Origin of the sequence: Nocardiopsis prasina DSM 43845 (genome assembly GCF_000341265.1) — a bacterium.
In the GTDB taxonomy this organism is placed as follows: Bacteria; Actinomycetota; Actinomycetes; order Streptosporangiales; family Streptosporangiaceae; genus Nocardiopsis; species Nocardiopsis prasina.
Genome location: NZ_ANAE01000082.1, coordinates 49651 through 69778, shown reverse-complemented (window position 1 = coordinate 69778; position 20128 = coordinate 49651). Strand labels below are relative to the sequence as shown.

Here is a 20128-nt window from a genome sequence, read left to right as displayed (position 1 = left end):
TGCCCCGTGGCGCTCCCCGGACTCCGGTCCCTCCGGTGACTCACGCGGTGCGGCCCCGGGACAGGACGCGTGGTCGCCGCAGGAGTCGGCACCCGGGGCCGTCCGCGGTCCCGCTCAGGACTCCGGTTCCGCCGGTGAACTGTGGGGTTCGGATTCCGAAGCGCTGTCGTCCCGGGGTTCCTGGGACTCCGCGTCTTCGGCTATCGGTGCTTCTCGCGACTCCGGTTCGTCCGGTGATTCGTGGGGTTCCTGGGACTCCGATTCGCTTGTGTCCTCGGACTTCCCTCCCTCGGGTGCTCCTGAGGACTCCGGGTCTGTCGGGGACTCCTGGTCTTCGCGGGACTCCGCTGCCTCGCGTGGTTCCGACCCGTACGACACCGACGCTGCCCCGTGGTCCTCCCCGGACTCCGGTCCCTCCGATGATTCGTGGGACTCCGCTGCCTCGCGGGAGTCGGACGCCGTGAGCGACGCGCGGCCGTCCCAGGGTTCCTGGGACTCCGAGTCCTCGGCTGCCGGGTACACCGCGGGTGCTTCTCTCGACTCCGGTCAGTCCGGTGACTCGTGGGCCTCGGGTGATTCCGAACCGCGTGACGCCGATGCCGCTCCGTGGTCTCCGCTGGACCCCGTTTCCTCCGGTGGCCCACATGGTGCGACCCTCGGTCAGGACGCGTGGCTGCCACAGGAGTCCGCACCTGGTTCCGCCCAGGACTCCGATTCCGTCGGTGATTCGTGGGGTTCGCAGGGCTCGCCCTCCGGTTCGGACTCGTGGTCTCCGCTGGACTCCGCTCCCTCGCGTGGTTCCGAGTCGTTTGAGTCTGATCGGGCCCCGTGGTCCTCATCGGACTCCGGGGACTCGTGGGACTCCGAGGCTCCGGCCTCCGGTTCGTCCTCTTGGAGTCCCCGGCCCTCCGGCTCCGGTGAGGGGTCGTGGGACTCGGATTCCCCGCTGGACGGGGACGCGCCGTTCCCGACGGTCTCGGGTCCCGGCTCCGCGTCGGACCCGTGGTCCTCGCGGACCCCGGACTCCTCGCTGGACGGGGACGCGCCGTTCCCGACGGTTTCCGGCCCTGGCTCGGCTTCGGACGCGTGGGCCTCCCAGGGCTCCGACCCCCTCCAGGACACCTGGCGCCCGACGGGCCACGGCGAGGAACTCTGGAAGTCGGACCGGGAACAGTCGAGCGAGTGGCGCGGCACCGGCGGGCTGGACAGCTGGAGCCCCAGTGAGGACACCGGGGACACGTGGAAGGCCTCGGGCACCACGGAGCCGTGGACGGAACAGGCCGAGCGGCCGTGGTCCGACCAGACCGGGCCCCCCTCGTACAGCGGTGACCGGTACGACGACGAGCTGTCCCCGCGTCCCGTGGAGGGGGCTCGGCCCACCGACCGGTACGACGACGAGCTGTCCCCGCCCGCAGGCGGCACCGGCAACACCTGGGCCTTCGACCGTGACGACCCGCGTCTGCCCGACGTGGTCAGGGACGCCGAGCGGCGCCGCAGGGAAGCGCCCCGGGACGAGTACGGGGACTGGGGGGAGGACGACGAGCCGGACACCGGCACGCTGTCCGCCGCCGTCCCGAGTTCCGGGGATCCGCTGGCCGCCATCGCGGACATGCAGTCGCGCGCCAGGACGAAGGACCACGAGGACGACCCCGAGCAGGACCGCGACGAGGAGGGCGACGACTCCTGGCGCGGCGGTGAGGGCGCCACCCAGATGTTCAGCGCGCCCTCCTTCGACGAGGACCCGTCCCTTGGTCGCGACGGTCCCGAGGACCGTTACGAGGACGATCCTTCGGACGAGGACGACCGGGACCGCGGGGAGGTGGAGACGGACTACGAGGACGACTTCACCCCGGCCGACTACGGGATGCCGGAGCGGCCCAGGCCCGCCAAGCGGCGCCGGGACAAGATCGCCGAGGACTTCCCGGGCTTCGACGAGGCCCGGGACGACGGCGACTACCCCGGCTACGACAGCATCGACTTCCTGGCCGACACCGAACCCGGTGCGAACGTCACCCTGTGGCTGGGTCTGGCCTCGGTGATCCCGGGCCTCGGTGTGATCACCGCGATCCTGGCGCTGTTCGTCACCGGCCCCAAGGCCAAGCGGGCGATCCGGGAGTCGCGCGGGACCCTCGACGGGCTGGGCCTGATCACCACGGGCACCGTCTTCGCGGTCATCGGCATCCTCGTGACGGTGATCTCCGTCGCGATCTGGTTCGTTCTGTAGAAACCCGGCCGCTTTCCGGGGGACAATCGAGTCCTCCGGAAGGCGGCCGTCCTCGTTGCCGGCCCTTTGACGGGAAACCCTGGGCGAAGCGCGCCGGGGAGCACGTAGACTGGTGGAGACCCACGGCTACGCGAGATCCGGTTCCGCTTGTCTCGCCATGTCGCACACCGTTTTGACCGCATGTTCGGTTAGCGGTAGCCTGTGTGATTGTGCCCGTGAGTCGACGGGTCACACGTGCGTGTGCGGCGCCCCAGTTCTCCACAGGATGGACACGGGGCGCGCGGCGCAGGTGAACCCCCTCCTGTGAATCGGTCTCCGACCGGGTGTGCATCCGTTCGCCATGCGTGGGAACGAGGGCGACACGCCCGACCACGGGGGTCGGGGAGGTTCGGGGAATTCAGCAGGTCAATAGCGATATCGGCTACGAGAACCGGCGTAGGTCACGAGGAAGACGGAGACGCGGTGCCCACCATCCAGCAGCTGGTCCGCAAGGGCCGACAGGACAAGGTCGCAAAGAACAAGACCCCGGCGCTGAAGGGGAGTCCGCAGCGTCGTGGTGTGTGCACGCGTGTCTACACCACTACGCCGAAGAAGCCGAACTCCGCTCTGCGTAAGGTCGCTCGCGTCAAGCTGAGCAGCGGCATCGAGGTCACGGCCTACATCCCCGGCATTGGTCACAACCTCCAGGAGCACAGCATCGTGCTGGTTCGTGGCGGTCGTGTGAAGGACCTGCCGGGCGTTCGCTACCGAATTGTCCGCGGTTCGCTCGACACCCAGGGTGTCCGAGGCCGCAAGCAGGCCCGTAGCCACTACGGCGCCAAGAAGGAGAAGTAAGCATGCCGCGCAAGGGCCCGGCGCCGAAGCGCCAGCTCATCACCGACCCGGTCTACGGCTCGCCGCTCGTCACCGCACTGATCAACAAGGTGCTCCTCGACGGCAAGCGCTCCATCGCTCAGGCCGTCGTGTACGACGCCCTCGAGGGTGCCCGGGAGAAGTCCGGTCAGGACCCGCTCGTCGTTCTCAAGCGAGCCCTGGACAACGTCAAGCCCGCGCTGGAGGTCCGCAGCCGCCGTGTCGGTGGCGCGACCTACCAGGTGCCGGTCGAGGTTCGCGCCTCCCGGTCCACCACGCTGGCCCTGCGCTGGCTGGTCTCCTACTCGCGTCAGCGTCGTGAGAAGACCATGACCGAGCGTCTGATGAACGAGCTGGTGGACGCCAGCAACGGTCTGGGCGCGGCTGTCAAGAAGCGTGAGGACACGCACAAGATGGCCGAGTCGAACAAGGCCTTCGCCCACTACCGCTGGTAACCCCGCGGCGAATCGATTCCTTGAGACCTAGGGAAGACGAGCCACATGGCTAAGACTTTGCTTGACCTGGCCAAGGTCCGCAACATCGGCATCATGGCCCACATCGACGCGGGCAAGACCACGACGACCGAGCGGATCCTCTACTACACGGGTGTCAACCACAAGCTCGGCGAGACGCACGACGGCGCCTCGACGATGGACTGGATGAAGGAAGAGCAGGAGCGGGGTATCACCATTACCTCGGCTGCGATCACCACCAGTTGGAACGACACCACGATCAACATCATCGACACGCCCGGCCACGTCGACTTCACGGTCGAGGTCGAGCGGTCGCTGCGTGTCCTTGACGGCGCCGTCGCGGTGTTCGACGCCAAGGAAGGCGTCGAGCCCCAGTCGGAGCAGGTCTGGCGTCAGGCCGACCGGTACAACGTGCCGCGCATCTGCTTCGTCAACAAGATGGACAAGATCGGCGCCGAGTTCCAGCGCTGTGTCGACATGTTCCGTGAGCGCCTCGGCGCGAACGCCATGCCGATCCAGCTGCCGATCGGTGCCGAGAGCGACTTCAAGGGCGTCATCGACCTCGTCCGCATGAAGGCCTACGTCTGGAACGACGAGGCCGCGCTCGGCGAGATGTACGACACCATCGAGATCCCCGAGTCCCACGCGGACGCGGCTCGTGAGGCGCGCGACTTCTTCCTCGAGACGTTGGCCGAGGCCGACGACGAGATCATGGAGATGTACCTCGAGGGCCAGGAGCCCACCGTCGAGCAGCTGGTGCCCGCGATCCGTCGCGCCACCATCGCCGGCACGGCCATCCCGGTCGTCTGCGGTACCGCCTTCAAGAACAAGGGCGTCCAGCCCCTGCTCGACGCGGTCGTCGACTACCTCCCCTCGCCCCTGGATGTCGAGGCCATCGACGGTCACGACCCCAAGGACGAGACCGAGCAGACCAAGCTCGAGCGCAAGCCGAGCGTGGAGGAGCCGTTCTCCGCCCTGGTCTTCAAGATCGTCAGCGACCCCCACCTGGGCAAGCTGTCGTACGTGCGGATCTACTCCGGCGTCCTCGAGGCCGGCACCCAGGTGCTGAACAGCCTCAAGGGCCGCAAGGAGCGCATCGGCAAGGTCTACCGGATGCACTCCAACAAACGCGAGGAGATCCCCGCCGCTGGTGCGGGCGACATCGTCGCGGTCATGGGTCTAAAGGACACCACGACCGGCGAAACGCTCTGCGAGCAGGGTGCTCCGATCGTCCTGGAGTCCATGACCTTCCCGGCTCCGGTCATCGAGGTGGCCATCGAGCCGAAGACCAAGAGCGACCAGGAGAAGCTGGGCATCGCGATCCAGCGTCTGGCGGACGAGGACCCCTCCTTCCAGGTGGCCTCGGACGAGCAGACCGGTCAGACCGTGATCTCCGGCATGGGCGAGCTGCACCTCGAGGTGCTGGTCAACCGCATGCGCGACGAGTTCAAGGTCGAGGCGAACATCGGTAAGCCCCAGGTGGCCTACCGTGAGACCATTCGCAAGAAGGTCGAAGGCCACGTCTACACCCACAAGAAGCAGACCGGTGGGTCGGGCCAGTTCGCCAAGGTCAAGATCGACCTCGAGCCGCTCACGTCCGAGGACGGCGACGCGTCCGGGTACGAGTTCGTCAACGCCGTCACCGGTGGCCGCATCCCGCGGGAGTACATCCCCTCGGTCGACGCTGGTTGCCAGGAGGCCGCTGAGCTGGGTGTGCTCGCGCACTACCCGCTCGTCGGCATCAAGGTGAGCCTGACGGACGGTCAGTACCACGACGTCGACTCGTCCGAGATGGCGTTCAAGACCGCCGGTTCGATGGCTTTCAAGGAGGCCGTCCGCCTGGCGAAGCCGACTCTTCTTGAGCCGGTCATGGCCGTCGAGGTCACCACCCCTGAGGAGTACATGGGTGACGTGATCGGTGACCTGAACTCCCGTCGTGGACAGATTCAGTCCATGGACGAGCGTTCCGGCGTCCGTCTCGTCAAGGCCCAGGTGCCCCTTTCGGAAATGTTCGGCTACGTGGGTGACCTGCGCAGCCGTACCCAGGGTCGAGCCAACTACTCGATGGTGTTCGACTCCTACGCGGAGGTTCCGTCCGCTGTCGCCACGGAAATCGTGGCGAAGGTTCGCGGCGAGTAGTCGCGAGCAAGCAACCCGGCTGTACCCCGCGACCGCGGGGTTGGACCACAGTCGATAGATCTGTACGTCTAGGAGACTTCCAGTGGCGAAGGAAAAGTTCGAGCGGACTAAGCCGCACGTCAACATCGGCACCATCGGTCACATTGACCACGGCAAGACCACGCTGACCGCGGCCATCACCAAGGTGCTGCACGACGCGTACCCGGCGCTGAACCCGTTCACCCCGTTCGAGGACATCGACAACGCTCCTGAGGAGCGCGAGCGCGGTATCACCATCTCCGTCGCTCACGTCGAGTACCAGACCGAGGCGCGTCACTACGCCCACGTCGACTGCCCCGGTCACGCGGACTACGTGAAGAACATGATCACGGGTGCCGCGCAGATGGACGGCGCGATCCTGGTCGTGGCCGCCACCGACGGCCCGATGCCGCAGACCAAGGAGCACGTCCTCCTGGCCCGCCAGGTCGGCGTCCCCGCCATCGTCGTCGCCCTGAACAAGGCCGACATGGTGGACGACGAGGAGATCTTCGAGCTCGTCGAGCTCGAGGTCCGTGAGCTCCTCAGCGAGTACGAGTTCCCCGGCGACGACATCCCCGTCACCAAGGTCTCGGCTCTCAAGGCCCTCGAGGGCGACGCGGAGTGGGGCAAGGCCGTCCTGGAGCTCATGGGCACCGTGGACAGCTTCATTCCCGAGCCCGAGCGTGACACCGAGAAGCCCTTCCTCATGCCGATCGAGGACGTCTTCTCGATCACCGGTCGCGGCACCGTCGTCACCGGTCGTATCGAGCGCGGCGTCGTCAACGTCAACGAGACCGTTGACATCGTCGGCATCAAGGAAGAGAAGCAGACCACCACCGTCACCGGTGTTGAGATGTTCCGCAAGCTGCTCGACAACGGTCAGGCCGGCGACAACGTCGGTCTGCTCCTGCGCGGCATCAAGCGCGAGGACGTCGAGCGCGGCCAGGTCGTGATCAAGCCCGGCACGACCACCCCGCACACCGAGTTCGAGGGCCAGGTCGTCATCCTGTCCAAGGACGAGGGCGGCCGCCACACGCCGTTCTTCAACAACTACCGCCCGCAGTTCTACTTCCGCACCACTGACGTCACCGGCGTCGTGACGCTGCCGGAGGGCACGGAGATGGTCATGCCCGGTGACAACACCGAGATGACCGTCAACCTGATCCAGCCGGTCGCGATGGAAGAGGGCCTCAAGTTCGCCATCCGTGAGGGTGGCCGGACCGTGGGCGCGGGTCGCGTCACGAAGATCCTCAAGTAGCACACACGTTGGGGTGGCCCCTTCCGGAGCCGCCCCAACGTGGTGGGTGGGCCGCTTCACGGCGGCCCGCCCGCCACACTGACAAGACGTCATCGGGCTCTGTGACGGTGACGCACCGCAGGGGCAAGCCCTGTTGCGGTTTCTCAAGGGAATAGGGGCTCACGGCCAACACGCCGGCGGATTCGCCGACGGGCCTGGGCGTCTGTGACCGGACAGCTCACCGTTACGGACACTGAAGCGAAGGACGAACAGGCCACATGGCGGGACAGAAGATCCGCATTCGGCTAAAGGCCTATGACCACGAGGTCATCGACAGCTCGGCGCGCAAGATCGTTGAGACTGTGACGCGAACTGGCGCACAGGTCGCGGGCCCGGTGCCGCTGCCGACGGAGAAGAACGTTTACTGCGTCATCCGATCGCCGCACAAGTACAAGGACTCGCGCGAGCACTTCGAGATGCGCACCCACAAGCGGCTGATCGACATCATCGACCCCACGCCGAAGACGGTCGACTCGCTCATGCGACTCGACCTCCCGGCTGGCGTTGACATCGAGATCAAGCTTTAAGGACGCACAGACATGGCCACCAAGCAGATCAAGGGAGTTCTGGGCGAAAAGCTCGGCATGACCCAGGTCTTCGACGACGCGGGCAAGATGGTGCCCGTGACCGTCCTGAAGGCCGGTCCGTGCGTCGTGAGCCGCATCCGGACCCCCGACACCGATGGCTACTCCGCCATCCAGCTCGGCTACGGGCAGATCAACCCGCGCAAGGTCAACAAGCCCCTGGGCGACTACCTGCGTGCGAACGACCTGACCCCGCGCCGTCACTACGTCGAGGTGCGTACGACCGACGCCTCCGAGTACACGCTCGGCCAGGAGGTCGACGCCGCGGCGTTCGAGATCGGCCAGAAGGTCGACGTCACGGGCAAGAGCAAGGGCAAGGGTTTCGCCGGTGTGATGAAGCGCCACGGTTTCCGTGGTCTCTCCGCCTCGCACGGCACCCAGCGTAAGCACCGCTCTCCCGGCTCCATCGGCGGCTGCGCCACTCCCGGCCGCGTTTTCAAGGGCATGCGGATGGCCGGGCGCATGGGCAACGTGCGCAAGACCGTCCAGAACCTGACCGTTCACTCAGTGGACGCGGAGAAGGGCCTCATCCTGGTCAAGGGTGCTGTCCCGGGTCCCAACGGCGGTCTGGTGCTCGTCCGCACCGCTGTGAAGGGGGACAAGTAAGCCATGGCCCAGATCGAGGTCAAGAACCCTGAGGGCGGCTCCAAGGGCAGCGTCGAGCTCCCCGAGTCCGTCTTCGCCCAGCAGGTCAGCATTCCGCTGATCCACCAGGTCGTGAACGGCCAGCTGGCCGCCGGCCGGCAGGGCACCCACGCCACCAAGACCCGCGGCGAGGTCCGCGGCGGTGGCAAGAAGCCCTACCGCCAGAAGGGAACCGGTCGCGCCCGTCAGGGCTCGATCCGCGCCCCGCAGTACACCGGTGGTGGCACCGTTCACGGTCCCCAGCCGCGTGACTACAGCCAGCGGACCCCGAAGAAGATGAAGGCCGCCGCCCTGCGCGGTGCCCTCTCGGACCGGGCCAACCACGGCCGTATCCACGTTGTCACCGAGTTCGTCGGTGAGGGCGCGGAGAACAAGTTCACGCAGACCGCTCTGAAGGCGCTGCGCCAGGTCACCGAGTCCGACAAGGTTCTCGTCGTCCTGGCCCGCGAGGACGAGCACAACCGGCGCGCCCTGCGCAACCTCGAAGAGGTCCACATCCTCGACGCGGACCAGGTGAACACCTACGACGTCCTCTACGCGGACGACGTGGTCTTCACTGAGGCGGGCTACGCCGAGTTCCTGGCCCACGCGGCCGGTGCCTCGAAGGCCGCTGAGTCCGAGGAGGACGACCAGTGAGGATCGCCGACCACCGGGACATCATCGTCGAGCCGGTGATCTCCGAGAAGAGCTACGGGCTCATGGACGAGAACAAGTACACGTTCATCGTTCGCCCGGACGCCAACAAGACCCAGATCAAGATCGCGATCGAGAAGATCTTCGAAGTGAAGGTCACGAACGTGAACACGATCAACCGGAAGGGTAAGCGCAAGCGGACCCGTTTCGGTTTCGGGAAGCGTCCCGACACCAAGCGCGCGATCGTCAGCGTGGCCGACGGCCAGCGGATCGACATCTTCGGTGTCTGACCTTTCCCGGGTCTGACCGCTACATGTCAAGCAACACGTAAAGGAATGCGCGAAGAAGATGGGCATTCGTAAGTACAAGCCGACGACGCCGGGTCGTCGCGGCTCCAGCGTGAGCGACTTCGTCGAGATCACGCGTTCGGAGCCGGAGAAGTCCCTGGTCCGTCCGCTTCACTCCAAGGGCGGTCGTAACGGCCACGGCCGGATCACCGCTCGTCACCAGGGTGGTGGCCACAAGCGCGCCTACCGCGTGATCGACTTCCGTCGTCACGACAAGGACGGCGTGCCGGCCAAGGTCGCTCACATCGAGTACGACCCCAACCGCACCGCTCGGATCGCTCTGCTCCACTACGTGGACGGTGAGAAGCGCTACATTCTGGCGCCCGCCGGCCTCAAGCAGGGCGACAAGATCGAGAACGGCCCCCAGTCCGACATCAAGCCGGGCAACTGCCTCCCGCTGCGCAACATCCCCACGGGTACGTTCGTGCACGCGGTCGAGCTGAAGCCCGGTGGCGGTGCCAAGCTGGGTCGTTCCGCGGGGTCGCAGATCCAGCTCCTCGCCAAGGAGGGCCGTTACGCCACGCTGCGTATGCCCTCCGGCGAGATGCGCATGGTCGAGATCTCCTGCCGCGCCACGGTTGGTCAGGTCGGCAACGCCGAGCAGTCCAACATCAACTGGGGCAAGGCCGGCCGCTCGCGGTGGAAGGGCAAGCGCCCGACCGTCCGCGGTGTGGTCATGAACCCGGTCGACCACCCGCACGGTGGTGGTGAGGGCAAGACCTCCGGTGGTCGTCACCCGGTCAGCCCCTGGGGCAAGAAGGAAGGCCGGACCAGGGCCAAGAACAAGGCCAGCGACAAGCTGATCGTGCGGCGTCGGCGTAGCGGTAAGAAGAAGCGGTAAGGAGCACGTCTGATGCCACGTAGCCTTAAGAAGGGTCCCTTCGTCGACGACCACCTCATCAAGAAGGTGGAAGTTCAGAACGAGAAGGGGACCAAGAACGTCATCAAGACGTGGTCCCGGCGATCCATGATCGTCCCGGAGATGATCGGTCACACGATCGCCGTCCACGACGGCCGCAAGCACGTTCCGGTGTTCGTGTCGGAGTCGATGGTCGGCCACAAGCTCGGTGAGTTCGCTCCCACGCGTACTTTCCGTAGCCACGTCAAGGACGACCGCCGCAGCCGCCGCTAGCGGTTGCAGCAGTTGTAAGAACCATTTTCTCCACGGTGAGTGGGGAAGGAATTTCCGTGAGCGAGGGAAAAGCGATGGGAACGAGGGCACAGGCGCGGTTCGTCCGCGTTACGCCCCGAAAGGCTCGCCGGGTGGCGGACCTTATTCGCGGGTTGCCCGCTGACGAGGCACAGGCGGTGCTCCGGTTCGCGCCCCAGTCGGCGAGCGAGCCCGTTGGCAAGGTGCTGGCAAGCGCCATCGCCAACGCTGAGCACAACGACAAGCTGGACCGTGAGTCCCTGGTGGTCGAGCGCGTCTGGGTGGACGAGGGTCCGACCCTGAAGCGCATTCGTCCCCGAGGCTTCGGCCGGGCTTTCCGAGTCACCAAGCGCACGAGCCACATCACCGTGGTCGTCGCTGAGGGCGCGGGCGCCTCGTCCAAGACCAAGGAAAGGACCCGATAGTGGGGCAGAAGGTAAACCCGCACGGGTTCCGCCTCGGCATCACCACCGACTTCAAGAGCCGCTGGTACGCCGACAAGTCCTACAAGGACTACGTCAAGGAAGACGTCGCGATCCGTCGGATGCTGACCCGTGGCATGGAGCGCGCGGGCATCTCCAAGGTGGAGATCGAGCGCACCCGTGACCGTGTCCGCGTGGACGTCTACACCGCCCGGCCGGGCATCGTCATCGGCCGCCGCGGCGTCGAGGCCGACCGGATCCGTACGGACCTTGAGAAGCTCACCGGCAAGCAGGTGCAGCTGAACGTCTTCGAGGTCAAGAACCCCGAGATCGACGCGCAGCTCGTCGCCCAGGGCGTCGCTGAGCAGCTGAGCAGCCGCGTGGCTTTCCGCCGCGCGATGCGCAAGGCCATGCAGAGCGCCATGAAGAGTGGCGCCAAGGGTATTCGTATCCAGTGCGGTGGCCGCCTGGGTGGGGCTGAGATGTCCCGCTCGGAGTTCTACCGCGAGGGTCGCGTCCCGCTGCACACGCTGCGCGCCGACATCGACTACGGCTTCTTCGAGGCCCGTACGACGTTCGGTCGCATCGGCGTCAAGGTGTGGATCTACAAGGGCGACGCCCCTGTGACCCGCGCCGAGCGCGAGGCCGCTCAGGCCGCGCAGCGCACCGCCGGTGGCGGTCAGCGCCGCGAGCGCCCGCAGCGTCGCCGTCGTGGCGGTGCCGCTGGCGCCCCGAACACTGACGCCAAGGCTGGTGCTTCGGCCGAGGCCCCGAAGACCGAGGGGAGCTGACCGATGCTTATTCCTCGCAAGGTGAAGTACCGGAAGCAGCACCACCCGGACCTTCGCGGCAAGGCCAAGGGCGGGACGACGATCACCTTCGGTGAGTTCGGCATCCAGGCCCTGGAGTCGGCTTACGTGACGAACCGTCAGATCGAGTCCGCTCGTATCGCCATGACGCGTCACATCAAGCGTGGCGGCAAGGTGTGGATCAACATCTTCCCGGACCGTCCGCTGACGAAGAAGCCCGCCGAGGTCCGCATGGGTTCCGGTAAGGGTTCGCCCGAGTGGTGGGTCGCGCCGGTCAAGCCGGGTCGCGTGATGTTCGAGCTGTCGGGCGTGCCCGAGGCCGTGGCCAAGGAGGCCCTGCGCCGTGCGATGCACAAGCTCCCGATGAAGTGCAAGTTTGTTAAGCGGGAGGTGTGGGAGTAGTGGCGAAGTCCGTGACTGCCCACGAGCTGCGCGACCAGTCCGTCGAGGACCTGGTCACGAAGCTCAAGGAAGCCAAGGAAGAGCTCTTCAACCTCCGCTTCCAGGCCGCCACCGGCCAGCTCGACAACCACAGCCGTCTGCGCACTGTCAAGCGCGAGATCGCCAGGATCTACACGGTCCTGCGCGAGCACGAGCTGGGCATCGTCCCGCTGTCTGGTGAGTCGGCTGAGGAGACGAAGGAAGCAGCCGAATGAGTGAGAACCAGACCGCGACGCGCAACTACCGCAAGGTGCGCGAGGGCTACGTCGTCAGCGACAAGATGGACAAGACCGTCGTTGTCGAGGTCGAGGACCGCGTCAAGCACGCCCTGTACGGCAAGGTCATCCGACGGACGACCAAGTACAAGGCGCACGACGAGGCGAACTCCGCTGGCGTCGGCGACCGGGTCCGCATGATGGAGACCCGGCCGCTCTCCGCGACGAAGCGTTGGCGCGTCGTGGAGATCCTGGAGAAGGCTAAGTAACCCCAGCCTGTTGGCGGCCGGCACGCGTTGTCGGCCGCCGACGCGAGGGGTGAGACCACCTAGCCGTGCGGCAGTGGACCGCACGCATCACATCAGGAGCAGACGTGATTCAGCAGGAGTCGCGACTCAAGGTCGCCGACAACACGGGTGCCAAGGAGATCCTTACCATCCGTGTTCTCGGTGGCTCGGGTCGGCGCTACGCCGGGATCGGCGACACGATCGTCGCCACGGTGAAGGACGCCCTGCCTGGCGCTGGAGTCAAGAAGGGCGACGTCGTCAAGGCCGTTGTCGTGCGCACCGTCAAGGAGCGCCGCCGGCCCGACGGCTCCTACATCCGCTTCGATGAGAACGCTGCCGTGCTCATCAAGGACGGTGGGGACCCGCGAGGCACCCGCATCTTCGGCCCGGTCGGCCGTGAGCTGCGTGACAAGAAGTACATGCGCATCATTTCGCTGGCGCCGGAGGTGCTCTAAGCGATGAAGATCAAATCTGGCGACGAGGTCATCGTTCTCGCCGGCAAGGACAAGGGTGCCACCGGCAAGGTCGTCAAGGCCCTGCCGAAGGAAGACCGTGTCATCGTCGAGGGCGTCAACCTGGTCAAGAAGCACAGGAAGGCCAACCCGGCGGGCGGCCAGCAGGGCGAGGTCGTCACCAAGGAGGCCCCCATCCACGTGAGCAATGTTGCGCTCGCCGTGGACGGCAAGGCCACTCGGGTCGGCTACCGCTTCGAGGAAGACGGAACCAAGGTTCGGGTCTCCCGTCGCACCGGTAAGGACATCTGATGACGGTTACCAACGACATCACCGCGCCTCCGATGCCGCGACTCAAGGAGAAGTACCGCAACGAGATCGCTGCGGGCCTCAAGGACGAGTTCGACATCGCCAACGTCATGCAGATCCCCGGTCTCACGAAGATCGTGGTCAACATGGGCGTGGGCGAGGCGGCTCGGGACGCGAAGCTGATCCAGGGCGCGATCGCCGACATCACGGCGATCACCGGCCAGAAGCCGAAGATCAACCGGGCCAAGAACTCCATCGCGCAGTTCAAGCTGCGCGAGGGTCAGCCGATCGGCGCCAGCGTCACGCTGCGCGGCGACCGGATGTGGGAGTTCCTCGACCGGCTGCTCTCGCTGGCCCTGCCCCGGATCAGGGACTTCCGTGGCCTTTCCCCGAAGCAGTTCGACGGGAACGGCAACTACACGTTCGGTCTGACCGAGCAGGTCATGTTCCACGAGGTCGACCCGGACAAGGTCGACCGCCAGCGTGGGATGGACATCACGGTTGTCACGACGGCGACCACCGACGAACAAGGCCGCAGCCTGCTCAAGCGGCTCGGTTTCCCGTTCAAGGAAGCCTGAGGGGTTACCACAGATGGCTAAGAAGTCCCTGATCGCGAAGTCGCAGCGGAAGCCGAAGTTCGGCGTTCGTGCGTATACTCGATGCTCTCGGTGCGGCCGCCCCCGCGCCGTCTTCCGGAAGTTCGGCCTGTGCCGTATCTGCTTCCGCGAGATGGCCCACCGGGGCGAGCTGCCCGGTATCACCAAGTCGAGCTGGTAGTTTCCGGTGGGGCCGACCCTGCGCGCTAGCGCGGTCGGCCCCCCGAAACGCCGCCTCACTGGTGGCTCGAAGCAGTGACCGTGACCGCCTCCTGGCGGTCGTCGGTGCAGCAACATCCATTCAACAGGGCACGGCAGTCCCGGGAGGGACCGCGGTGCCCACGACCACGCCGAAGGTCCGTTTGTGCACTCTCCGGGGGTAACCCCGACGGGAGGCAGGCTCTGGGAAAGCCCGCACTCGGAAACCGCGGTGAGGAAGGGCCAGTCGGCCATGACGATGACCGACCCGATCGCAGACATGCTGACGCGTCTGCGTAACGCGAACTCGGCGTACCACGACACCGTGACGATGCCGTATTCCAAGATCAAGGCGCACATCGCCGAGATCCTCCAGCAGGAGGGCTTCATTCAGAGCTGGCGGACCGAGGAGGCCCCCGTGGGCCAGAGCCTCGTCCTCGACCTGAAGTACGGCCCCACCCGTGAGCGTTCCATCGCGGGAATCCGCCGGGTGTCCAAGCCCGGTCTCCGGGTGTACGCGAAGAAGGAGAACCTTCCGCGCGTGCTGGGTGGCCTCGGTGTGGCGATCATTTCGACGTCCGGTGGCCTGATGACTGACAAGCAGGCCAAGAAGCGTGGCGTGGGCGGCGAAGTCCTCGCTTACGTCTGGTAATAGGGAGAGACTGAAGCATGTCGCGAATCGGTCGACTGCCGCTCTCGGTCCCCAAGGGCGTCGAAGTCACGATTAACGGGCAAGACGTCACTGTCAAGGGGCCGAAGGGCGAACTCAAGCACACGATCGCCGAGCCGATCACCGTCTCGTTCGAGGACGGTATCGTCACGGTCGCTCGTCCTGACGACAAGCCGGAGAACCGGTCGCTGCACGGTCTGACCCGTGCGCTGGTCGCCAACCTCGTCGAGGGTGTCTCCAAGGGCTACGCCAAGACGCTGGAGATCCACGGTGTGGGTTACCGCGTCCAGGCCCGCGGCTCCAACCTGGAGTTCTCGCTGGGCTTCAGCCACCCGGTGGTCATCGAGCCCCCCGAGGGCATCACCTTCCGCGTGGAGAAGCCGACCATCCTCCACGTCGAGGGCATCGACAAGCAGCTGGTGGGCCAGGTCGCCGCGAACATCCGCGGTCTGCGCAAGCCTGACCCGTACAAGGCCAAGGGCGTGCGGTACAAGGGTGAGCACATCCGCCGCAAGGCCGGAAAGGCTGGTAAGTAGGCATGGGCATCACCGTGAGCCGTAAGCGCACCGCGAAGGCCACCACCTCGCGCAAGCGCCGGCAGTTCCGGGTCCGCAAGAAGGTCGTGGGCACCAGTGAGCGTCCGCGTCTGGCCGTGTTCCGTTCCTCCAAGCACATCGTCGCGCAGGTGATCGACGACTCCAAGGGTCACACCCTGGTCGCCGCCTCCAGCGTCGAGACCGATGTGCGGGGTGCCGAGGGCACGAAGTCCGACAAGTCCGTCAAGGTCGGTGAGCTCGTCGCGCAGCGCGCGAAGGACGCCGGTATCACCCAGGTCGTCTTCGACCGCGGTGGTAACCGGTACGCCGGTCGTATCGCCAAGCTCGCCGACGCGGCGCGCGAGGGCGGGCTGGAGTTCTAGTTCCATGACCTCTGTACTGGCCAAGAACAAGCACGAGAAGAGGAATCACTGATGGCTGCAGCACCGCGGCGCGGCGCCGGTGGCGAGCGGCGTGATCGCCGTGACGATCGCCGCGGCGGCGCCGCAGACAAGGGTGTCTCCTACATCGAGAAGGTCGTGACCATCAACCGGGTCGCGAAGGTCGTCAAGGGCGGCCGTCGCTTCTCCTTCACCGCACTCGTCGTCGTCGGTGACGGCAACGGCATGGTGGGCGTTGGTTACGGCAAGGCCAAGGAAGTTCCGGCCGCGATCGCCAAGGGCGTGGAGGCCGCGAAGAGGAACTTCTTCCGCGTCCCCCGCATCCAGGGCACCATCGTGCACCGGGTCCAGGGCGAGGAAGCCGCTGGCGTCGTCCTGCTCCGTCCGGCCGCCCCGGGTACCGGTGTTATCGCCGGTGGTCCCGTGCGCGCCGTCCTGGAGTGCGCTGGCATCCACGACGTCCTGAGCAAGTCGCTCGGTTCGTCCAACCCGCTGAACATCGTGCACGCCACGGTGGCGGCGCTCAAGGGTCTCAACCAGCCCGAGGAGATCGCGGCCCGCCGCGGTCTGCCGATCGAGGATGTGGCCCCGGCTGCCATGCTGCGCGCTCGCTCTGAGGCGAAGGCAGGAGCCTGATCATGGCCAAGATCAAGATCACGCAGACCCGCTCCAAGATCGGCGGCAAGGTGAAGCAGCACGCTGCTCTCCAGTCGCTGGGCCTGGGTCGGATCGGTAAGTCCACCGTCCGTGAGGACCGCCCTGAGGTTCGCGGGCAGATCACGATCGTCTCGCACCTCGTCACTGTCGAGGAGGTCGCAGAATGAGCGACTACAACCCCGACGAGCTGCTCAAGCTGCACCACCTGCGTCCCGCCCCGGGTAGCAACAAGGCCAAGATCCGCAAGGGTCGCGGCGAGGCTTCCAAGGGTAAGACCGCTGGTCGCGGTACCAAGGGCACCAAGGCTCGTAACACCGTTCGTCCCGGCTTCGAGGGTGGGCAGATGCCCCTCATCCGCCGGATCCCGAAGCTCAAGGGCTTCAGCAACGCCCGGTTCAAGACGACCTACCAGGTCGTCAACCTGGACAAGCTGAGCGAGCTCTACCCCGAGGGTGGCGAGGTCACCGTCGAGGGCCTGGTCGCCAAGGGTGCGGTTCGCAAGAACCAGCTCGTCAAGGTGCTGGGTACGGGTGAGATCACCGTCGCCGTGCAGGTGAGCGCCAACGCGTTCTCCGGCTCCGCGAAGGAGAAGATCACCGCCGCCGGTGGCACTGTCACCGAGCTGTAGGGGTTTCCCTACGATGCGTACTGGGGGCGCCCGCCCAGCAGGACCGAGAAAGGTCCTGTTGGCGGGCGCCCTCACGTGTTGGAGTGGGTTCGTTATCCCGCTCCGACCCCTCGCGTCAGGTGATGACTGTTACAGTGCCATCTGTTTGAGTTCCCCGCTTGACGTAATGTGAGTACTTCCGAGCACCGGGCGACAGGCCCGGCGCTGACGTTCTACGACGATTCAGGATCGGCCGCGATGTCTGGAACCCGTTCCGCCGCCGAAGCCGCGCAGGAGGAGACGTGCTAGGTGCGTTCGTTCGTGCATTCCGCACGCCCGACCTGCGCAATAAACTGCTGTTCACACTGTTCATCCTGACGATCTTCCGGCTGGGTTCGGTGATTCCCGCACCGGGCATCGACTCGGCGGCGATCAGGGACCAGATGGACTTCATCACCGCGCAGGACCAGTCCGGCGTCTACGCGTTGGTGAACCTGTTCAGCGGCGGCGCCCTGCTGCAACTGGCGGTGTTCGCGCTCGGGGTCATGCCGTACATCACCGCGAGCATCATCATCAACCTGCTCACTGTGGTGATCCCCCGTCTGGAGGCCCTCAAGAAGGAGGGTCAGGCCGGACAGAGCAAGATCACGCAGTACACCCGCTATCTGACCCTCATGCTCGCCGTGCTCCAGGCCACCTCCATCGTGGCCATGGCCCGCACCGGCGCGCTCTTCCAGAACTCGATCGACCCGTCGGTCTACATGCCCAACCAGGACATCCTCACCATGGTGACGATCGTCTTCGTGATGACGGCGGGTACCGCGATCATCATGTGGATGGGCGAGCTGATCACTGAGCGCGGTGTCGGCAACGGTATGTCGCTGCTGATCTTCACCCAGGTCATCGCGATGTTCCCCTCCTCGATCATGGGTCTGTACGAGGAGCGGTCGGTCTGGATCTTCATCATCATCTGCCTCGCCGGTCTGGCCCTGATCACCGCCGTGGTGTTCATGGAGCAGGCTCAGCGCCGTATCCCGGTGCAGTACGCGAAGCGCATGGTGGGTCGTCGCATGTACGGCGGCAGCTCGACCTACATCCCCCTGAAGGTCAACCAGGCGGGCATCATCCCCGTGATCTTCGCCTCCTCCCTTCTGTACCTTCCCCAGCTGGTCGTCGGTCTGATCGGACAGGACTCCACCCATCCGGTGGCCCAGTTCTTCCAGACCTACTTCCTCACGGGCACTCACCCCGTCTACATGGCGACCTTCTTCGTCATGATCGTCGGCTTCGCGTTCTTCTACGTGGCGATTACGTTCAACCCCACTGAAGTCGCCGACAACATGAAGAAGTACGGTGGGTTCATCCCGGGTATCCGTCCGGGGCGTCCGACCGCCGAGTACCTGGACTACGTCCTGACTCGTCTGACGACCCCCGGTTCGCTGTACCTGGGTGTGATCGCTCTCCTGCCCATGGTCGCTCTCGGCGCCACCGGTGCCGACATGAACTTCCCCTTCGGCGGGACGAGCATCCTGATCATGGTGGGTGTCGGGCTGGACACGGTGAAGCAGATCGAGAGTCACCTCCAGCAGAGGAACTACGAAGGTTTTCTGCGATAAATGCGTGCAGTATTGGTGGGGCCGCCTGGGGCCGGTAAGGGCACCCAGGCCCAGATCCTCGCGGAAGAGCTGTCGATCCCGAAGGTGTCCACCGGTGACATCTTCCGGGCCAACGTCAGCGGTGGTACCGAACTCGGCAAGAAGGCCAAGGAGTTCATGGACCGTGGTGACCTCGTCCCCGACGAGGTCACGAACGCCATGGTCAAGGACCGGCTGGCCCAGGACGACGCGGCGGGTGGTTTCCTGCTGGACGGGTTCCCCCGCAACGTCCCCCAGGCCGAGACCCTCAAGGGGATGCTCGGCGACCTCGGCACCGACCTCGACGTCGTCCTGGAGCTGCGGGTCGACGAGGAGGAGGTCGTCAAGCGCCTCTCCGGTCGTCGTTCCTGCCCCGAGTGCGGACGCGTGTACCACGTCGAGTACGACGCCCCGAAGGCCGAGGGCAAGTGCGACAACGAGGGCGCCGCGCTCTACCAGCGTGAGGACGACCGCGAGGAGACCATCCGGCACCGCCTGAAGGTCTACCGCGAGCAGACCGCCCCGCTGGTCGAGTTCTACTCCGGTGAGGGCCTGCTGGCCACCATCGCCGCCACGGGTCCCGTGGCGGAGGTGACGGCCCGCGCCAAGGCCGCCATCGAGGAGAAGCGGTCGGCCCGCTGATGTCCCGTAGAGCCGACTCGGGCGTGCAGATCAAGACGCCGGAACAGATCGCCAAGATGAGGGCGGCGGGCCAGGTCGTGGCCCGCGCCCTGGACACCCTCCGGGCCGCGGTGCGGCCCGGGGTGTCCACCCTCGACCTCGACGCGGTGGCCGAGAAGGTCATCCGGGACGCCGGCGCCATCCCTTCCTTCAAGGGCTACCACGGTTTCCCCGGTTCGATCTGCGCCTCGGTGAACGAGGTGGTCGTGCACGGTATCCCGAGCACCGAGCGCGTCCTGGCGGACGGCGACATCATCTCCATCGACTGCGGTGCCATCCTCGACGGCTGGCACGGCGACTCCGCGGTGACCATCGCGGTCGGGGAGGCCCGGCCCGAGGACCTCGCGATGATGGAGGTGTGCGAGGAGTCCATGTGGCAGGGGATCGCGCAGATGCACCCGGGCAGGCGCCTGGGTGACATCGGGTTCGCGATCGGCGGCCACATCTCGGCCAACGGGGGCTACGGCAACGTGCGTGAGTACGGCGGCCACGGCATCGGCACCGAGATGCACATGGACCCGCACGTGCTCAACTACGGCAAGAAGGGCCGCGGCCAGAAGCTGGTCGAGGGCATGTGCCTGGCGATCGAGCCGATGACCACGCTCGGCAAGCACGACGTGGTCGAGCTGGACGACGGCTGGACGGTCGTCACGCGGGACGGCGGTCGCGCCGCCCACTTCGAGCACACCGTGGCGATCACGGCGGACGGCCCGATGGTGCTGACCGCACGCGAGTCGAACCGCGATAAAATCACCCAGATGGGGTTCGTCCAGCCGACCTGGTGACGGCGGACCCACCCCCCGGTTACCTCCGGCCCACGGCCGGAGGCGGCGGGGGTGGCGACCACCCAC

29 protein-coding genes are annotated in these 20128 nt (G+C 66.1%); all 29 read left to right on the top strand.

Annotation, left to right across the window (positions count from 1 at the left end):
• The first annotated feature begins 460 nt into the window (after window positions 1-460).
• Complete coding sequence (locus D452_RS30645; RefSeq protein ID WP_160167870.1) at window positions 461-2224, top strand: hypothetical protein; 1764 nt, start codon at window positions 461-463, stop codon at window positions 2222-2224.
• 462 nt (window positions 2225-2686) lie between these two features.
• Window positions 2687-3058, top strand: a complete 372-nt coding sequence (rpsL, locus tag D452_RS0104780; RefSeq protein WP_014912437.1) for a 30S ribosomal protein S12 — start codon at window positions 2687-2689, stop codon at window positions 3056-3058.
• Window positions 3059-3060: 2 nt separating this feature from the next.
• Window positions 3061-3531 carry a 30S ribosomal protein S7 gene (rpsG, locus tag D452_RS0104775; RefSeq protein ID WP_017543010.1) on the top strand — a complete coding sequence of 157 codons (471 nt, stop codon included), beginning with the start codon at window positions 3061-3063 and terminating at the stop codon, window positions 3529-3531.
• Window positions 3532-3576: 45 nt separating this feature from the next.
• Window positions 3577-5688 (top strand): elongation factor G, encoded by a 2112-nt coding sequence (fusA, locus tag D452_RS0104770; protein WP_026128980.1) that lies wholly within the window; start codon window positions 3577-3579, stop codon window positions 5686-5688.
• Between the two features lie 82 nt (window positions 5689-5770).
• A complete protein-coding gene (gene tuf / locus D452_RS0104765) occupies window positions 5771-6964 on the top strand; it encodes an elongation factor Tu (protein WP_017543008.1) in 1194 nt (397 codons plus the stop codon).
• Window positions 6965-7221: 257 nt separating this feature from the next.
• Complete coding sequence (gene rpsJ, locus D452_RS0104760) at window positions 7222-7530, top strand: 30S ribosomal protein S10 (protein ID WP_013156110.1); 309 nt, start codon at window positions 7222-7224, stop codon at window positions 7528-7530.
• 12 nt (window positions 7531-7542) lie between these two features.
• On the top strand, window positions 7543-8193 hold the full coding sequence (gene rplC, locus D452_RS0104755) for a 50S ribosomal protein L3 (protein WP_017543007.1): 651 nt from the start codon (window positions 7543-7545) through the stop codon (window positions 8191-8193).
• Between the two features lie 3 nt (window positions 8194-8196).
• Entirely contained in the window at window positions 8197-8868 is a 672-nt protein-coding gene (gene rplD, locus D452_RS0104750; RefSeq protein ID WP_017543006.1) for a 50S ribosomal protein L4, read from the top strand.
• Entirely contained in the window at window positions 8865-9155 is a 291-nt protein-coding gene (rplW, locus tag D452_RS0104745; RefSeq protein ID WP_017543005.1) for a 50S ribosomal protein L23, read from the top strand. Before rplD ends, rplW begins: the two co-directional genes overlap by 4 nt.
• A 58-nt stretch (window positions 9156-9213) precedes the next feature.
• Window positions 9214-10053, top strand: a complete 840-nt coding sequence (gene rplB, locus D452_RS0104740; RefSeq protein ID WP_017543004.1) for a 50S ribosomal protein L2 — start codon at window positions 9214-9216, stop codon at window positions 10051-10053.
• 12 nt (window positions 10054-10065) lie between these two features.
• Complete coding sequence (gene rpsS, locus D452_RS0104735; protein ID WP_017543003.1) at window positions 10066-10344, top strand: 30S ribosomal protein S19; 279 nt, start codon at window positions 10066-10068, stop codon at window positions 10342-10344.
• A 74-nt stretch (window positions 10345-10418) separates the two neighbouring features.
• Window positions 10419-10787 (top strand): 50S ribosomal protein L22, encoded by a 369-nt coding sequence (rplV, locus tag D452_RS0104730; protein ID WP_017543002.1) that lies wholly within the window; start codon window positions 10419-10421, stop codon window positions 10785-10787.
• Entirely contained in the window at window positions 10787-11575 is a 789-nt protein-coding gene (rpsC, locus tag D452_RS0104725; protein WP_017543001.1) for a 30S ribosomal protein S3, read from the top strand. Before rplV ends, rpsC begins: the two co-directional genes overlap by 1 nt.
• Window positions 11576-11578: 3 nt before the next feature.
• Window positions 11579-11995: a 50S ribosomal protein L16 gene (rplP, locus tag D452_RS0104720; RefSeq protein WP_026128979.1), complete on the top strand. Its 417-nt coding sequence runs from the start codon at window positions 11579-11581 to the stop codon at window positions 11993-11995.
• A complete protein-coding gene (gene rpmC, locus D452_RS0104715) occupies window positions 11995-12249 on the top strand; it encodes a 50S ribosomal protein L29 (RefSeq protein ID WP_017542999.1) in 255 nt (84 codons plus the stop codon). Before rplP ends, rpmC begins: the two co-directional genes overlap by 1 nt.
• Window positions 12246-12518 carry a 30S ribosomal protein S17 gene (rpsQ, locus tag D452_RS0104710; protein ID WP_017542998.1) on the top strand — a complete coding sequence of 91 codons (273 nt, stop codon included), beginning with the start codon at window positions 12246-12248 and terminating at the stop codon, window positions 12516-12518. The genes rpmC and rpsQ overlap by 4 nt, the downstream gene beginning before the upstream one ends.
• 104 nt (window positions 12519-12622) lie before the next feature.
• Window positions 12623-12991, top strand: coding sequence for a 50S ribosomal protein L14 (gene rplN / locus D452_RS0104705; protein ID WP_013156121.1), 369 nt, complete (start codon window positions 12623-12625; stop codon window positions 12989-12991).
• Window positions 12992-12994: 3 nt separating this feature from the next.
• Window positions 12995-13300, top strand: a complete 306-nt coding sequence (gene rplX, locus D452_RS0104700) for a 50S ribosomal protein L24 (RefSeq protein WP_017542997.1) — start codon at window positions 12995-12997, stop codon at window positions 13298-13300.
• Entirely contained in the window at window positions 13300-13875 is a 576-nt protein-coding gene (rplE, locus tag D452_RS0104695) for a 50S ribosomal protein L5 (RefSeq protein ID WP_017542996.1), read from the top strand. Before rplX ends, rplE begins: the two co-directional genes overlap by 1 nt.
• Window positions 13876-13888: 13 nt before the next feature.
• Entirely contained in the window at window positions 13889-14074 is a 186-nt protein-coding gene (locus tag D452_RS0104690; RefSeq protein WP_013156124.1) for a type Z 30S ribosomal protein S14, read from the top strand.
• 270 nt (window positions 14075-14344) lie between these two features.
• Entirely contained in the window at window positions 14345-14743 is a 399-nt protein-coding gene (gene rpsH, locus D452_RS0104685; RefSeq protein WP_017542995.1) for a 30S ribosomal protein S8, read from the top strand.
• Between the two features lie 17 nt (window positions 14744-14760).
• Window positions 14761-15297 carry a 50S ribosomal protein L6 gene (gene rplF, locus D452_RS0104680; protein ID WP_017542994.1) on the top strand — a complete coding sequence of 179 codons (537 nt, stop codon included), beginning with the start codon at window positions 14761-14763 and terminating at the stop codon, window positions 15295-15297.
• A 2-nt stretch (window positions 15298-15299) separates the two neighbouring features.
• The gene (gene rplR / locus D452_RS0104675; RefSeq protein WP_017542993.1) at window positions 15300-15680 is read left to right on the top strand and encodes a 50S ribosomal protein L18; all 381 of its coding nucleotides are present in this window, start codon (window positions 15300-15302) and stop codon (window positions 15678-15680) included.
• A gap of 51 nt (window positions 15681-15731) precedes the next feature.
• Window positions 15732-16334, top strand: coding sequence for a 30S ribosomal protein S5 (gene rpsE / locus D452_RS0104670; RefSeq protein ID WP_017542992.1), 603 nt, complete (start codon window positions 15732-15734; stop codon window positions 16332-16334).
• Window positions 16335-16336: 2 nt separating this feature from the next.
• A complete protein-coding gene (gene rpmD / locus D452_RS0104665) occupies window positions 16337-16522 on the top strand; it encodes a 50S ribosomal protein L30 (protein ID WP_017542991.1) in 186 nt (61 codons plus the stop codon).
• Window positions 16519-16983 carry a 50S ribosomal protein L15 gene (gene rplO, locus D452_RS0104660; RefSeq protein ID WP_017542990.1) on the top strand — a complete coding sequence of 155 codons (465 nt, stop codon included), beginning with the start codon at window positions 16519-16521 and terminating at the stop codon, window positions 16981-16983. Before rpmD ends, rplO begins: the two co-directional genes overlap by 4 nt.
• Before the next feature lie 281 nt (window positions 16984-17264).
• Window positions 17265-18578 carry a preprotein translocase subunit SecY gene (gene secY, locus D452_RS0104655; RefSeq protein ID WP_017542989.1) on the top strand — a complete coding sequence of 438 codons (1314 nt, stop codon included), beginning with the start codon at window positions 17265-17267 and terminating at the stop codon, window positions 18576-18578.
• Complete coding sequence (locus D452_RS0104650) at window positions 18579-19238, top strand: adenylate kinase (protein WP_193374209.1); 660 nt, start codon at window positions 18579-18581, stop codon at window positions 19236-19238.
• Window positions 19238-20062, top strand: a complete 825-nt coding sequence (map, locus tag D452_RS0104645; RefSeq protein WP_017542987.1) for a type I methionyl aminopeptidase — start codon at window positions 19238-19240, stop codon at window positions 20060-20062. Before D452_RS0104650 ends, map begins: the two co-directional genes overlap by 1 nt.
• Window positions 20063-20128: the final 66 nt, after the last annotated feature.